At 70.4% G+C, this 14,778-nt stretch carries 11 protein-coding genes; 5 read left to right on the top strand and 6 right to left on the bottom strand.

Going from position 1 to position 14,778, the window contains the following annotated elements:
- Positions 1-177 precede the first annotated feature (177 nt).
- The 3 genes from ABD289_RS21450 to ABD289_RS21460 all read right to left on the bottom strand — a co-directional run bounded on the left by ABD289_RS21450 (position 178) and on the right by ABD289_RS21460 (position 3,915).
- A complete protein-coding gene (locus ABD289_RS21450; protein ID WP_344135898.1) occupies positions 178-1,005 on the bottom strand; it encodes an SGNH/GDSL hydrolase family protein in 828 nt (275 codons plus the stop codon).
- Between the two features lie 103 nt (positions 1,006-1,108).
- A complete protein-coding gene (locus ABD289_RS21455; protein WP_344135901.1) occupies positions 1,109-2,269 on the bottom strand; it encodes a MalY/PatB family protein in 1,161 nt (386 codons plus the stop codon).
- A 245-nt stretch (positions 2,270-2,514) separates the two neighbouring features.
- On the bottom strand, positions 2,515-3,915 hold the full coding sequence (locus ABD289_RS21460) for an Nramp family divalent metal transporter (protein ID WP_344135905.1): 1,401 nt from the start codon (positions 3,913-3,915) through the stop codon (positions 2,515-2,517).
- Between the two features lie 361 nt (positions 3,916-4,276).
- Here ABD289_RS21460 and ABD289_RS21465 point away from each other — a divergent pair, with 361 nt between their 5' ends.
- Positions 4,277-6,640 (top strand): xanthine dehydrogenase family protein molybdopterin-binding subunit, encoded by a 2,364-nt coding sequence (locus tag ABD289_RS21465; RefSeq protein ID WP_344135908.1) that lies wholly within the window; start codon positions 4,277-4,279, stop codon positions 6,638-6,640.
- Positions 6,641-7,252: 612 nt separating this feature from the next.
- A complete protein-coding gene (locus tag ABD289_RS21470) occupies positions 7,253-8,578 on the top strand; it encodes an MFS transporter (RefSeq protein ID WP_344135911.1) in 1,326 nt (441 codons plus the stop codon).
- A 47-nt stretch (positions 8,579-8,625) separates the two neighbouring features.
- Here ABD289_RS21470 and ABD289_RS21475 read toward each other — a convergent pair whose 3' ends face one another.
- Positions 8,626-9,126 (bottom strand): DinB family protein, encoded by a 501-nt coding sequence (locus ABD289_RS21475; RefSeq protein WP_344135914.1) that lies wholly within the window; start codon positions 9,124-9,126, stop codon positions 8,626-8,628.
- A 107-nt stretch (positions 9,127-9,233) separates the two neighbouring features.
- Here ABD289_RS21475 and ABD289_RS21480 point away from each other — a divergent pair, with 107 nt between their 5' ends.
- Complete coding sequence (locus tag ABD289_RS21480; protein WP_344135917.1) at positions 9,234-10,052, top strand: alpha/beta fold hydrolase; 819 nt, start codon at positions 9,234-9,236, stop codon at positions 10,050-10,052.
- A 4-nt stretch (positions 10,053-10,056) separates the two neighbouring features.
- Here ABD289_RS21480 and ABD289_RS21485 read toward each other — a convergent pair whose 3' ends face one another.
- Positions 10,057-10,509, bottom strand: a complete 453-nt coding sequence (locus ABD289_RS21485) for an NUDIX hydrolase (RefSeq protein ID WP_344135920.1) — start codon at positions 10,507-10,509, stop codon at positions 10,057-10,059.
- A gap of 77 nt (positions 10,510-10,586) precedes the next feature.
- On the opposite strand from ABD289_RS21485, the gene ABD289_RS21490 reads away from it, so the two are divergent.
- The gene (locus ABD289_RS21490) at positions 10,587-11,612 is read left to right on the top strand and encodes a DNA polymerase IV (RefSeq protein ID WP_486374884.1); all 1,026 of its coding nucleotides are present in this window, start codon (positions 10,587-10,589) and stop codon (positions 11,610-11,612) included.
- Positions 11,613-11,828: 216 nt separating this feature from the next.
- Here the strand turns inward: ABD289_RS21490 and ABD289_RS21495 are convergent, their stop codons facing one another.
- Complete coding sequence (locus tag ABD289_RS21495; protein WP_344135926.1) at positions 11,829-12,305, bottom strand: Lrp/AsnC family transcriptional regulator; 477 nt, start codon at positions 12,303-12,305, stop codon at positions 11,829-11,831.
- A 129-nt stretch (positions 12,306-12,434) separates the two neighbouring features.
- On the opposite strand from ABD289_RS21495, the gene ABD289_RS21500 reads away from it, so the two are divergent.
- Entirely contained in the window at positions 12,435-14,738 is a 2,304-nt protein-coding gene (locus ABD289_RS21500) for a transketolase-like TK C-terminal-containing protein (protein WP_344135929.1), read from the top strand.
- The last annotated feature ends 40 nt before the right edge of the window (positions 14,739-14,778 follow it).

Genomic DNA, 14,778 nt, shown 5'->3' on the forward strand with positions numbered 1-14,778 from the left:
ACCACACCCGGGCGCCGGCCCGGAACGTCGCGCCGAACGCTGCTCCGGAACGCCGGGACCCACCCGCGCGCCAGCGGCGCAACTCAACACGCCGCCAACCACGACCCCGATCGCGTCATCTCTCCAAAAACCCGCGAAAACGCGACACCGAATTCCAGGTAATTCGGGGGACGGAATTCAAGGTAATTCGGAACTTGGCTCTGCCGGGTGTGGGTTTGGGGGTTGATCGGGTTTGGGGCGGCGGGTTCGGAGGAAGTGGGTGGAGAGGTCGTGGGTTCTGCTGAGGCACCAGGGGATTCCCTTGCCCAGGAGCCAGCGGGCGTGGTCCCAGCGGGAGGTGGGGACTCCACCGGAGCAGGTCAGCGATACCTCGCCGGGGATCGTTCGGCCGAACTCGGCGAGGCTCGTGGCGAAGGCCTTCGCCAGCATCCGGTGGCCGAGCTCCGAGGGGTGCAGTCGATCCACGCTCCAGGCCGCCGGGTGGTACGCGCCGGGCAGGCGGTCCAGGTCCACGATCTTGGCGCCGTGCGCTTCGGCGACCTCGGTCAGGATCCGGTTCAACGAGTCGATCCGGCGCCGCAGCAACCGTCGCAGCGGTCCCGGCAGCCGGAACACGCGCGCGTGATCGTGGTACCGGATGGTCACCACGTCGGCTCCGGTATCGACCAGCGCGCACACCACGTGGTTGAGCTGCTGCCACAGCAACCGCGGGTCGAAGTCCGCGCGCATGGTGTCGTTCATGCCCACCATGACCACCGCGGCGTCCGGTGCGGCCCGCAGCGCCGCGGGCAGCTGGTCGCGCCACAGGTCGGCGACCCGGGCGCCGCTGGAGGCCATGTTGGTCAGAGCGGCCGCACCGACCGCCTCGGCCAGCAGCGGCGCGAAACCGCGCCACCGCCGGCCTGCGATCGGATCGCCCATGCCTTCGGCGACCGAGTCGCCGAGGACCGCGAGGCTGCGTACTGGTCGCGGGCCGGTCGTCCCGGCCGTGATCGCGTCGTGCACGCGAACATCGTGAGCGCCGCACGTCCTGCTCCGGTAAGACCGGGGTGACCAGCCGACGACCTGCGGGCGAAGAATCCGGTTCCGGGACGCTCGCGCGGATCGATCAGAGGCCCTTGACCGCCTCGGCCATGCCGAGCACCACCTGTTCGAGGACGGGTCGCGGGGTGGCGAAGTTCAGCCGGGCGTGCCCGGCTCCCTCGGCGCCGCAGGCGGGGCCGTCGACGAGCACGATGCCCGCCTGCTCGTGGAAGAACTCGCCGGGGTGGTCACCGAGCCCGAGCTCGCGGAAGTCCAGCCAGGCCAGATAGGTGCCTTCCGGTGGCGCGTAGCCGACTCCGGGCAGGTGCTCGGCCAGCAGGTCGGCGAGCGCGTGCCGGTTGCCGTCGAGGTAGGCGAGGACGTCGGCCAGCCACGGCTCGCCCTGCCGGTACGCGGTGGTGTTGGCGAGGACGCCGAGGTTGGCGGCGCCGTGCGAGATGTGGTGCCCGAGTTCGTCGATCTTGGCGGCGTCGGCCTCGTTGGACACGATCAGCTGGGCGCACTTCAACCCGGGCAGGTTCCACGCCTTCGACGCCGAGGTCGCCGTGATCGCGTGCCCGGCCGCGGTCTCCGACAACGAGGCGTACGGCACGTGCCGGTGGCCGGGATGCACCAGCGGGGCGTGGATCTCGTCGGCGAACACCCGGCCGCCGTGCCGGTCCACCACCTCGCAGACCGCGTCCAGTTCCTCGGGCGCGAAGACCCGGCCCAGCGGGTTGTACGGGTTGCACAGGACGAGGAGGTCGCCGCCGTCCCGGAACGCCGCGTCCAGCGCGTCGAGGTCGAAGGTGAACCGGCCCTGCTCCCGGGCCATCGGCACGGTGATCATCTCGCGGCCCATGCTCGCGGGCACGTTCAGGAACGGCATGTACGCGGGCGTGGGCAGGATGATCTTGCTGCCGGGCGCGCTGAAGTGCTCGATCGCGAGCTTGCAGACCTCCAGAACGTCGGCCATCGGGCGGATGCGCTCGGGCGGGACCTCCCAGCCGTGGTTGCGGAATTGGAACTCCGAGCACGCCTTGGCCATGTCATCGGCCAGGCGCGGTGGTAAGTAGCCGAAGTTCAGCGAGTCCACGCCCGCGTGCAAGGCCTCGAGGATCGGCGGAGCGGTGCCGAAGTCCGCCTCGGCCACCCATGCGCCCAGCGCGTCCTCGTGCAGCGTCCACTTCAGACTGCCCCGGGCGCGCAGCTCGGCAACGGTCACGGAATCGAAGGCGTGGCTCAACGTCGGATCCCCTCCAGGCTCGCGGTGCTGCCTCAACACTGACCGCTGACGTTGCCCGGTTCAAGTTCGCGAGCGCTGCGCACTGCCTTGCTGACCCGCCGTGACCGCAGGGCTGACCCGCGCTCGCGGACGAGCGTGGGTCGGCCCTGCGAACCGTCCCCGCGTGAGCGAGCCGCTCCCCGGAGGCCGGAGCCGAACGTCGCGGTCCGAGCACCGGGGAGCGGCGATGCCCGCGCCGGGAGTTGTCAGCCGGAGCCGGTGAAGACCTCCGCCAGGCTGTAGATGCCCAGCAGCGTGATCCCCACGCTGCTGATCGTCAGCACCGCGTTGAACCAGCGCCCGCCGCGCAGCTCCGGTTCCACCTGGGTGTTGCGCAGGTACCACACCGCCACCACGACCGCGGGCAGGAAGATGCCGGTCACGACGCCGCCGATCTGCACCATCACCACCGGCGAGGAGATCGACAGGAACGTCGCGCCCCACAGGATCGGCAGCGCGACGGTGAACCCGCGAACCCACTTCTGCCGCGCGACGCCGTCGTTCCAGTCGAGCGCGCCCAGCGTGGCCAGCACGTTGGTGTACATCCGCGACCAGCTCGGGATCGAAGCCCACAGCGTCGAGCCCAGCACCGCGGTCGCGCCGATCAGGAAGGCGATCGCCGCGCCCTCGCCGATCACGTCGGTGTACATCCGGGAGAGCACCGCGATCATCTCGTTGCCCTCGAGCACGATGCCCTGCGGATTCAGCACCGACGCACCCATGATGAAGAACGCCAGGGTGCCGACCGTGTAGATCACCCAGGAGATGAACACGTCCTTGTACATCACCCGGATCCAGCCCCGCGCCCGCTGCTTCCACGCCTCGCTGCCGTCGTTCGGGCCGACCCAGCGCGCGTAGCCCTTCTCCACGCACCAGTAGGTGTAGAAGGTGATCTCGTCGGCGCCGACCCCGGTGATGCCGAACATCGCCAGCGCCGCGCCGATCGCGCCCGCCGGGATGGCGAAGGTCAGCCCGCTGAGCACGTCCCCGCCGCTGTAGGCGAACGGCGTGAACGGCAGACCCACCGCGATGCAGATGGTGGCCACCGAGAACACCGCGACGAGCGCGAACGCGCCGCGCTCGACGAGGCTGTAGTGGTTGGAGTAGAGCAGCGCGATGCTGCCCGCCACCACGATCGCCGTCCACACCGACAGCGAGGTCATGCTCATCGGCTCACCACCGACCGGGATCAGCGTGCTCAGCGCGGTGGCCGTGCCGCCGACGATCCCGCCGATCTGCAGGAACTTCGACAGCGCCATGATGATCCACAGCACGTTGATCCAGCCGATCCGGCCGAACTTCGGTGGCACCTCGTTGAACCCCGTCAGCGCGGGCTTGCCGGTCAGGATCGTCCAACGCGCGAGCTCGGCCTGCACCGCGACCTTCACCGCTGTGGACAGGATGACCATCCACAGCAGGACGAACCCGACCTTGGCGCCCAGCGCAGTGGTGGCGATGAGTTCCCCGGAGCCGACGATCGAGGCGCTGACGATCAAGCCCGGCCCGAGGTATTTGAGGCTGCCCCTCCAGCCGGTTGGTGGATCCTTGATGCCATCGGCGGTGAGGACGTACGGATCGCTGGGGGTGTCCGCGACGCTGCTGCTCATGGCGCGCTCCTTTGCGCGGATTGTGCGTTTCACAAATGTGAAGGGCCGCTTATGGTTGTGAAAAGCTACCCACGCGAACAGGGGCGGTCAACGGATCGGGTGAGCGAAATCGAACTGTGTCCGGCCTGCCGGACAGTTCCGGTGGTTGGTTGAGAATCGAACCGGCGTAGGGATTTCCGTCTCGCGGGCGGCGGAAGGTACGTCCCCGAACACGGCGGGTCAACGGCGTTGCGGGCTGCCGTCCAGTCGGTCGGGCGAATTCGTGGCGGACGGGGAATTTCCCGCCCCACAACCCGGTTGAGTTCGCGATGCGGTGGCATTCGCGACCGCTGTTGTCGCGCGCGAGGGATAGGGTTCACGCATGGCGGGTTCATTGCTGGGGACTGAAGTTCGACGGGTCGAGGACCCGGATCTGCTGAACGGGCGAGGTACCTACATCGGCAACCTCCAGCTCGACGGCATGTTGCACATCGGCTTCGTGCGCTCGCCACTGGCGCACGCCGAGATCGTCTCGGTGGACACGAGCGCGGCCAAGAGCGCACCGGGCATCGTCGGCGCGTACTCCGCGGGCGAGCTGAACGTGCCCGCGCCACCGCCGTTCATCCAGGTCGACGAGCGGGTCGTGCGCCCGCCGCTGGCCGTCGACCGGGTGCGGTTCGTCGGCGAGGCGGTCGCCGTGGTCGTGGGGGAGAGCCCCACCGCGGTCGCCGACGCGATCGAGCTGGTCGACGTCGAGTACGAGGAGTTGCCCGCGGTCGTGGACTTGGAACAGGCCATGGATCCCGCGTCCGAACCGCAGTTCCCCGAGCTGGGCGGCAACATCGCGGACGGATTCCGCGACTCGCAGGGGGATTCGGTGCTCGACGACGCCGAGGTGGTCGCGCGGGCGCGCATCGAGAACCAGCGGGTCGCGGTGGTGCCGCTGGAGGGCAACGCGGTCGCGGTCGAGCCCGGCGGCCCCGCGCAGGACCAGGACATCACCGTGCACGTGTCCACCCAGATGCCGCACGGGGTGCGAGCCGGGCTGGCCGCCGCGTTCGAGCTGGATTCGGAGCGAGTGCGGGTGATCTCCCCGCACGTCGGTGGTGCCTTCGGCGGCAAGGCCGGGGCGATCCCGGAGCACGCGGTGGCGGTGGCGCTGGCGCGCGAACTGGGCAGGCCGGTGCGCTGGATCGAGGATCGCTCGGAGAACATGCAGGCCATGCCGCACGGCCGTGCCCAGGTGCAGTACGCCGAGCTCGGGTTGCGCCGAGACGGCAGCATCGTGGGTCTGCGCTGCCGCAACATCGGCGACGCAGGCGCCTACGCCTGGTTCGGCGGTTCGCTGGTGCTGGGGCCGACGCGGTTGATGGCGCAGGGCGTCTACGACATCCCGAAGATCAGCTACGACGGCGCGATGGTCATGACCAACACGACCCCGGTCGGGGCGTTCCGCGGTGCCGGCCGCCCGGAGGCGGCGGCGATGCTCGAGCGGCTGATGGATCTGGCCGCCGCCGAGCTGGACGTGGATCCGGTGGCGCTGCGGAAGCAGAACCTGCTGTCCCCGGACCAGCTGCCGATGACCACGCTGGTGGGCGCCAACTACGACAGCGGCGACTACGCGATGCCGCTCGACGAGGTCGTGCGCCTGGCGGGCTACGACGAGTTGCGCGCCGAGCAGGCTCGCCGCGTCGAGGCCGGTGAGACCACGCTGCTCGGCATCGGCGTCAGCGCCTACGTCGAGATCACCGGTGGCGGCTCCGGCGACTACGCCGAGGTCGAGGTGCACGAGAACGGCGCCCGGATCAAGGTCGGCACGTCCGCGCACGGCCAGGGGCACGCGACCGCGTTCTCCATGATCGTGGCCGACACCCTCGGCATCCCGGTGGATGCGATCGAGTTCATCCAGTCCGACACGGCCGAGGTGCCGCGCGGCGGCGGAACGGGTGGCTCCAGGTCTCTGCAGGTCGGAGGCAGTGCTGTCCGCGACGCCGGCGCGAAGGTGCTGGAGCGCGCCAAGGAACTGGCCGCGACCCGGCTGGAGGCGGGCGTCGAGGACATCGAGCTCACCGACGCGGGCGAACTGGGCGTCGCGGGCGTGCCGAACGCGACCATCACCTGGGCCGAACTGGTCGAGACGGCAGGAGCGGAGGGCGAGCGGCTGGCCGCCGACGTCGACTTCGCCCCAGGCGGAGCCACCTTCCCGTTCGGCGCGCACATCTCGGTCGTCGAGGTGGACGTCGAGACCGGCAAGGTGCGTCCGGTCCGGCACGTCGCCGTGGACGACTGCGGCCGGATCATGAACCCGATGCTGGTGCGCGGGCAGCAGCACGGCGGCGCCGCGCAGGGCATCGCCCAGGCGTTGTGGGAGGAGGTCTCCTTCGACGCCGACGGCAACCCGGAGACCGGCACGCTCGCCGAGTACGCCATCCCGTCGGCCGCGGAGTTCCCGTCCTTCGAGATGCACAACACCGAAACCCCGACCCCGCACAACCCGCTGGGCGCCAAGGGGATCGGTGAGTCGTCGACCATCGGAGCGACCCCTGCGGTGCAGAACGCCGTGGTCGACGCGCTCAAGCACCTTGGCGTGCGCCACGTCGACATGCCCGCCACCCCGGAACGGGTCTGGCGGGCGATCCAGCAGGGATCCGACGCCGCGCACTGGCAGGAACCCCCGGCGGGCTTCGCCTCGCTGAAGGAACGCGGCGCCGAGACCCCGGACGACGCCGACGAGGCGGTCGTCTAAGGGGCTATTTCAGTTCGCGGTTTGCGCGGCGGTGCCCGGAGCGGAACCTCGGACGTCGTCGGGCTGCGGGATCCGCGACTTGAGTGGCGGCCTGCGCGGCTGTCCTCGCAGACCGAAACGGCCCCGAGGACGACGCGGTGCGTGAAAGCGGGGGCGGAAAACCCGAATCGGGATTTCCGCCCCCGCCGCGCGGCGATGGCCGAGAAGGGCGTCAACGCGCGCTGGCAAGCGCAGACGGGCGGATCTCTTCGCCGACGACGGCCTCGCCCCGGACGAGGCGATGCAACCGATCGAAGACGTCTTCCACCAGGACGAGCGACGGTGCCGCCCGGGATTCCCTCCGCGGCGCCAGTATCGGGACCCGTGACAGTTTTGCCTAAAACTGCAAGCCCTCCCCGCGCGCGCCGGCTCGTCGGGCTCCCCGGTGGCGGTTCGGCTTCTCACATTCTGGACGCCTCGCGCGGCGGGGCGGGCTCGCGCAGGTCAGCGCGGTAGCACCGCGAGCTCGCACGGATGACCTCGCCCACAATGCGAGAGGGGCGTCTCGAGGCGTGGTCGCGGAGGGGTAAAGTTCCGGATCGTCCAATCGTGTGAATTAGGAGGTTCGGCGTCATGGCCGTCGGCCACGCCCCCGCTGCGGATGCACGGGGATCCGGGCAAGCACCGCGGAACTCGACTCGCCAGGTCGTGCTCGCCAGCCTCGTAGGCACCTCGATCGAGTTCTACGACTTCTACGTCTACGCCACGGCGGCGGTTCTGGTGTTCCCGCACCTGTTCTTCCCCGCGGGCGATGACACCGCCGCGACCCTGCAGTCGCTGGCGACCTTCGGCATCGCCTTCGTCGCGCGGCCGGTCGGCTCGGCGCTGTTCGGTCACTTCGGGGACCGCATCGGCCGCAAGGCGACCCTGGTCGCCTCGCTGCTGACCATGGGGATCTCCACCGTGGTGATCGGCCTGCTGCCCGGTTACCAGCAGATCGGCATCGTCGCGCCGTTGCTGCTGGCGCTGTGCCGGTTCGGCCAGGGCCTGGGGCTCGGCGGCGAGTGGGGTGGCGCGGCGCTGCTGGCCACCGAGAACGCCCCGCGCCGCAAGCGGGCGCTGTTCGGCACGTTCCCGCAGCTCGGCGCGCCGATCGGGTTCTTCTTCGCCAACGGGCTGTTCCTGCTGCTGGCGGGCGTCATGAGCGACGAGGCCTTCTTGAGCTGGGGCTGGCGCATCCCGTTCCTGGTGTCCGCGGCGCTGGTGGTGGTCGGTCTGTGGGTGCGGCTGAGCTTGCACGAGACCCCCGCCTTCGCCAAGGTCCTGGAGCGCAACGAGCGGGCCAAGGTGCCGTTCGTGCAGGTCTTCCGGACCGACTTCAAGGCGCTGGTGCTGGGCACGTTCATCATGCTGGCCACCTACGTGCTGTTCTACCTGATGACGGTGTTCTCGATGGCCTTCGGCACGGCCGAGGACGGGCTGGGCTACTCGCGCACCACGTTCCTGCTGATGCTGATGGTCGGCGTGGTGTTCTTCGCCCTGACCATCCCGGTCGCCGGGCTGCTGGCCGACCGTTTCGGCCGCCGCGTGCCGCTGGCGATCACCACCACGGCGATCATCGTCTTCGGCCTGTTGATGGGCCCGTGGTTCGGCACGCACTCGGCCGTGGCCACGGTGCTCTTCCTGATCACCGGCCTGGCGCTGATGGGCTTCACCTTCGGCCCCATGGGCGCGCTGCTGCCGGAGCTGTTCCCGGCCGCGGTCCGCTACACCGGCGCGTCGGTGTCCTACAACGTCGCGAGCCTGATCGGCGCCTCGCTGGCGCCGTTCATCGCCACCTGGCTGGCCGGCTCCTTCGGTCTCGGCTGGGTCGGCGTCTACCTGTCCGCGGCCGCGGCAATCACCCTGCTCGCGCTGCTGCTCAGCAAGGAGACCAAGGATTCCTCGCTGGACTCCTGAGGATCGGCTGGTGCGGGCCCCGTCCGGTGCTTCCGGGCGGGGCCCGATCATTGCCCGGTGCGGCCGTCGACGGCTTCGCGCAGCAGATCGGCGTGGCCGTTGTGCCGGGCGTACTCCTCGACCATGTGGTGCAGGATCCAGCGCAGCGAGAGGTCGGTGCCCCACTTCGGCTGGTGGAACACCGCGTCCAGCGAATCCACCGATCGCTCGATCTCGCGCGCCCGGCGCACCTCGTGCTCCCAGGCCGCGAACGCCTCGGCAACCCCGGCCCGGGAGACCTCGAAGGCGGCCTGGAAGTCGTCGTGCGACCACACCCTGGGCACGTCGTGCTCGGCGTTGACGCACCTGCGGAACCAGGCGCGCTCCACATCGGCCAGGTGCCGCACCAGTCCCAGCAGCGTGAGCTCGGACGGCGGCGCCGCGTGCCTGCGCAGCTGCTCTTCGGTGAGATCCGCGCACTTGGTCGCGAGGATTCCCCGGTTATGGTCGAGGAAACCGCGCAGCATCTCGCGTTCGCCGCCGATCCGCGGCGGTTCCGTGCGTTCCATGGATCCAGTGTCCCTACGCGACGCCCGAAGCGCGGAGAATTTCCGGGTGAACCGCGGGGTAGGCTGCGACGGGTCCCCGGCGAGGCCGGGCGGGAGGGGAGATGGCGATGCGGTGGGAACTGACCGAGACCTACGAGTCCGCGCACGGCGGGATTCGCTGGGGATGCCTCGGCGAGGGCGATCCGGTAGTGCTGCTGCACGGCACGCCCTTCTCCTCCTACGTCTGGCGCGACGTGGCGACCGCGCTCGCGATGCGCCACCGGGTGTACTTCTGGGACTTGGCCGGCTACGGCCGCTCGGAAAAGCTCGCCGGGCAGGACGTTTCGCTGGCCGCGCAGCAGGCCGTCTTCACCGGGCTGCTGGAACACTGGGGCCTGGAGCGGCCGCGCGTCGTCGCCCACGACTTCGGCGGTGCGGTGGCGCTGCGCAGCGCCCTGCTCGACGGGATCGGTTACCACAGCCTGGCGCTGCTCGACGCGGTCAGCCTCCGCCCGTGGGGCTCGGACTTCTTCCGCCTGGTCAACCAGCAGTCCGAGGTCTTCGCGGCGCTTCCCCCGCACCTGCACGAGGCCCTGGTCCGCCGCTACATCGCCACCGCCGCGCACCGCGAGCTGCGCGGCGACGTGCTGGACGCGCTGACCGAACCCTGGTTGGGCGAGCAGGGCCAACCGGCGTTCTACCGGCAGATCGCCCAGGCCGACGAGCGCTACACGCGCGAGGTCGAGGACCGCTACTCCGAGCTGGATCACCCGGTGCTCATCGCGTGGGGCGACCGGGACGGGTGGCTGCCCGCCGAGCGCGGCCGGGAACTGGCCGCTCGCATCCCGCACGCGCGTCTCGAGTGGATCCCGGACGCGGGCCACCTCGTGCAGGAGGACAACCCGGCTCGGGTGACCGCTCTGCTCACCGAGTTCCTGGCGGGTTGAGCGCTCAGCCCAGCTGTTCCAGCAGGCGGTCGACGAAAGCGGCCTGCGCGGCGATGAGCTTCTCCCGCGCGGTGTCCGGATCGCACCACAGCGCGCGATCCACCTCCGGGAAGGACCTGCGGCGCCCCGAGCGCGGTGGCCACTCGATCTCGAACTCGTTGCTGCGCAACGCATCGGTGTCGAAATCGCCCTCGGCGGCCCACGCCGTGACGAGCTTGCCGTTGCGCTGCTTGACCTCGCCGAGCTCCAGCAGGTCCGCGCCGGGAAAGGGCGTGCCCACCTCCTCGGCGAACTCGCGCAGCGCGGCGGCGCGCGGATCCTCGCCGGGCGCGTACTCGCCCTTCGGGATCGTCCACGCTCCGGCGTCCTTGTTCTTGAAGAAGGGTCCGCCCGGGTGCACCACCAGCACCTGCGGGCCGGGGCGGTAGAGCAGGATCCCAGCGCTGCGTTTGCTCATCCGGCAAGTCTGCCGCGTGCGCGCCGCGTCGGCGCGCAGCCTGGCGCGATCGGGCGTTTCCGACGATGCTGTCCGGCGTGGAACGGGTGGTGCTGCACATCGATCTCGACCAGTTCATCGTCGCCGTCGAGCTGCTGCGACACCCCGAGCTGCGCGGACGGCCGGTGCTGGTCGGCGGCTCCGGTGATCGGAGCGAGCGCGGCGTGGTCGCGGGTGCCTCCTACGAGGCCCGCGAACGCGGGGTGCGTTCGGGAACACCGCTGCGCACGGCGGCCTCGCGCTGCCCGGAGGCGGTGTTCCTGCCCGCCGACCGGGAGACCTACTTGGCGGCCTCGGCCGATGTGATGGGCGTGCTGGGCGAGCTCGGCGGGGTTCTCGAGGTGGCGGGCTGGGACGAGGCGTTCATGCTCGTCGACACCGACGACGCCGAGCAGATCGCCCGCTACGTCCAGCGGTGCGTGCACGACCGCACGGCGCTGAACTGCTCGGTGGGAATCGGGGACAACAAGCTGCGCGCCAAGCTGGCCTCCGGCATGGCCAAACCAGCCGGGGTCTTCCGGTTGGACGTCGCCAACTGGGTCGAGGTGATGTCCGAGCTGCCCACCGACGCGCTCTGGGGAGTCGGCGGCAAGACCGCCAAGAAGCTGGCCGCTCGCGGGATCGCGACCGTCGCCGAGCTGGCGCGCACCCCGATGGACGACCTGGCCGGGGAGTTCGGTCCGAACATCGGCCCGTGGCTGGTCGCCCTCGCCCACGGCTACGACTCCAGCCCGGTCACCGACGAACCGTTCCGCGCTCGTTCGCACGGCAGGGAGGTCACCTTCCAGCGCGATCTCCACGAGAAGGAGCCGATGCGCGCCGAGGTCACCCGCCTTGCCCGGCAGGTGTGCGACGACCTCGCGGCCGACGAAACCCTCGCCCGCAGGGTGGTGGTCAAGGTCCGGGACTCCCGCTTCGGGACGCACACCCACGGCGTCACGCTCGGCGAGCCGACCCGGGACTTCGAGCCGATCGAAACTGCGGCGCAGCAGGCGCTCGGGCGGTTCCCGCTGGACCGCCCGGTCCGGCTGCTCGGCGTGCGCGCGGAGCTCACTCGGGACTGAGGGTGCTTGCAGTGGCTGCTCAAGTCGCGGATCCCACAGCCCGACGGCGTCCGAGGTTCCGCTCCCGGCGCTGCCCGCAACCCCAAACTGAAGTCACCCCTAAGGAGATACTCCTGTTTGGAGCTTGCGTGGCGGTGCGGGTTCTGACCGCCGCGTAGCTGCGGGATCCGCTCCTTGAGCAGTGGCACGCGGCTCCGACGCGTACTGCAAGGACCCCTAGGCGTCCTCGACCGCCCGGCGCATCAGCGGGGTGAGGCGGAAGTCGACGAGGGTGTGCATGGACAGCGAGAAGTGGGTGCGCTCCACGCCCGGGGTGTTCAGGATCTGACCCGCGATCCGGTAGAGGTCGTCGGCGTCCACCGCGACCACCCGGACCAGCAGGTCCGACTCGCCGGTGAGGCCGAAGACCTCCACGACCTCCGGAATCTCGGCCATCGAGTCGGCCAGCGCGTCGAGCATCTGCTGGGTGACCCGCACGGTGATGAACGCCGACAGCGGGTAGCCCAGGCTCGCCGGGTCGATGCGGCGCTCGAAGGAACCGAGGCGCGGCTCCAGCTTCGCGAGCCTGGACTGAACGGTGTTCCGCGACAGGCCCACCTTCTCGGCCAGGGCCACCACGGTGGCCCGCGGGTCCTCGCGCAGCGCGAGCAGCAGCCGCACATCGACGTCGTCGAGGGCCTGCGCACTGGGCAATTTGTCCACCTCCGCGCGGCGCATCGGCACCGCTAGTGTGCAGATTGCGCAAATCCGCATCCGGTACTTGTGCAGACATTGTCTTCTTGGTCTTCTGCTTGGCGCAATGTGGCAACGCGAGGAGGCGTGATGACGAGCGTGGTGCCTGCGCGCACGGAGCAAGCGGATCTGCGCGAGGTCGAGCAGCGGGTGCTGTGGCTGTCGACCGCGATGATCGACCACGCGAACCGGGTGCGGCCGAACAACTCCGGGCTCAAGGTCGGTGGGCACCAGGCGTCCTGCGCCTCGTTGGTGTCGATCATGACTGCGCTGTACTTCGAACATCTCACCGCTGCGGACCGGGTCTCGGTCAAACCGCACGCCTCCCCGGTCTGGCACGCGATCAACTACCTGCTGGGCAGCCTCGACGAGCAGCACCTGACCACGTTGCGCGAGTTCGGCGGCCTGCAGAGCTATCCGAGCCGCACCAAGGACCCGGACCCGGCCGACTACTCGACGGGCTCGGTGGGCATCGGCGCGACCGCCCCGATCTGGGGCGCCATCGCCCGCCGCTACGTCGACACGCACGGCGGTGGAGCGGGCACCGGACGCCAGTACTCGCTGCTCGGTGACGCCGAGCTCGACGAAGGCGCCTGCTGGGAGGCGATCCTCGATCCCACCGTCGCCGACCTCGGTGAGGTGGTGTGGATCGTCGACCTCAACCGGCAGTCGCTGGACCGCGTGGTTCCCGGCATCGCCGCGCACCGGCTGCAGGGCATGTTCGAATCCGCGGGCTGGCAGGTGCTGACCCTCAAGTACGGGCAGCTGCTCGAGGAGCTGTTCTCCCGTCCCGGCGGGCAGGCGCTGCGCGAGCGCATCGACTCGATGAGCAATCCCGAGTATCAGCGGCTGCTGCGCTGCGGTGCCTCCGAACTGCGCGAACGGCTTCCGGGGGACAGCGCCGAGCTGGCCGGGCTGGTGTCCGATCTGGACGACGAGACCCTGGTCGCGGCCATCCGCAACCTCGGCGGGCACGACCTGGGTGCGCTGGACGGGGCGTTCAAGGCCATCGACGACACCCGGCCCACGGTCGTCTTCGCCTACACGATCAAGGGCTACGGCCTGGCCACCGAAGGCCACCCGCAGAACCACGGATCGTTGCTGAGCGGCGAGCAGATGCAGCAGCTGGCCGCGGGCGTCGGTGCCGATCCGGCGGACCCGTGGCGCAAGTTCGCCCCCGGGAGCGCAGCCGCGCGCCGCTGCTCCGACGCGGCCTCGCGGTTGCGCCGCCGCGAGCGCGCGCGGGTCAAGCCGCCCCGGCTGCCGGCCGATGTCGGCCGCACGCCCACCGGCACCACGACGACGCAGGCCGCGCTCGGACGCACCCTGCTGGACTTGACCCGCTCCGCGCCGGAGGCCGCCGAGCGGGTCGTGACGCTGTGCCCGGACGTGAGCTCCACGACCAACCTCGGCGGCTGGCTGAACAAGGTCGGCGTGTGGTCGCCGACCGAGCGGCCCGACTGGTTCGCCGACGACGCCGAGACGATCCTGCACTGGAAGGAACGCCCGGCGGGCCAGCACATCGAGCTGGGCATCGCGGAGACGAACCTGGTCGGCCTGCTCGGCGAGCTGGGCTCCACCTGGAGCCGCTGGGGCCAGCCGCTGCTGCCGATCGGCGTGGTCTACGACTGCTTCCTGGGACGTGCGCTGGAGCCTTGGTCGTTCGGGGTCTACGGCGGCGGTCAATCGATCCTGGTGGGCACTCCTTCCGGTGTGAGCCTGGCCCCGGAGGGCGGCGCGCACCAGTCCGTGCACACGCCGTCGATCGGTCTGGAACAGCCCGGCGTGACCACCTACGAACCCGCCTTCGCCCAGGACACCGAGTGGTGCCTGCTGGCATCGATGGCCCAGCTCGGCAAGCCGGGCGGCTCTTCGGCCTACCTGCGGCTGTCCACCCGGCCGGTGGAGCAGTCGCTGGCCGAGGTGCCCACCGACCCGGCTGCCAGGGAACGCCGCCGCAACCAGGTGATCGGTGGCGCTTACCCGCTGCGCAGGCACGACGAGCCGCAGGTGACGCTGGCGGCGATGGGCGCGGTGGTGCCGGAAGCGGTCGCGGCCGCGCATCGCCTGGCCGAGCAGGGCATCGGCGCCGACGTGGTGTGCGTGACCAGTCCGGACCTGCTCTTCCGCGCGGTGCGGGCCAGGCAGGGCGCCGGGGGAGACGCGGGTGTGCTGGATCAGGTGTTCCCGGCGCACCGGGCGACGCCGCTGGTCACCGTCCTCGACGGCCACCCGCACACGTTGGCCTTCCTGGCGGGCATCAACGGCGTGCGCGCGAGTCACCTCGGGGTCACCGGATTCGGGCAGTCCGGTTCGCTGGAGGATGTCTACCGCCATCACGGCATCGACGCCGACGCCATCGTCGGTGCGGCCCTGGACGTGACCGACTCCTGATCTCCGGCTGTTGTCGTCCGTTCGCCCGCTGGTCACCCGA

The sequence above is a fragment of the Saccharopolyspora halophila genome (assembly GCF_039531955.1).
GTDB classification, from domain to species: domain Bacteria; phylum Actinomycetota; class Actinomycetes; order Mycobacteriales; family Pseudonocardiaceae; genus Saccharopolyspora; species Saccharopolyspora halophila.

What these genes read in the sequence shown, in the direction of transcription:
- ABD289_RS21480 (WP_344135917.1), top strand. Translation starts at nt 9,234, where the DNA reads ATGCGGTGGGAACTGACCGAGACCTACGAGTCCGCGCACGGCGGGATT.
- ABD289_RS21470 (WP_344135911.1), top strand. Translation starts at nt 7,253, where the DNA reads ATGGCCGTCGGCCACGCCCCCGCTGCGGATGCACGGGGATCCGGGCAA.
- ABD289_RS21500 (WP_344135929.1), top strand. Translation starts at nt 12,435, where the DNA reads ATGACGAGCGTGGTGCCTGCGCGCACGGAGCAAGCGGATCTGCGCGAG.
- ABD289_RS21465 (WP_344135908.1), top strand. Translation starts at nt 4,277, where the DNA reads ATGGCGGGTTCATTGCTGGGGACTGAAGTTCGACGGGTCGAGGACCCG.
- ABD289_RS21460 (WP_344135905.1), bottom strand. Translation starts at nt 3,915, where the DNA reads ATGAGCAGCAGCGTCGCGGACACCCCCAGCGATCCGTACGTCCTCACC.
- ABD289_RS21485 (WP_344135920.1), bottom strand. Translation starts at nt 10,509, where the DNA reads ATGAGCAAACGCAGCGCTGGGATCCTGCTCTACCGCCCCGGCCCGCAG.
- ABD289_RS21475 (WP_344135914.1), bottom strand. Translation starts at nt 9,126, where the DNA reads ATGGAACGCACGGAACCGCCGCGGATCGGCGGCGAACGCGAGATGCTG.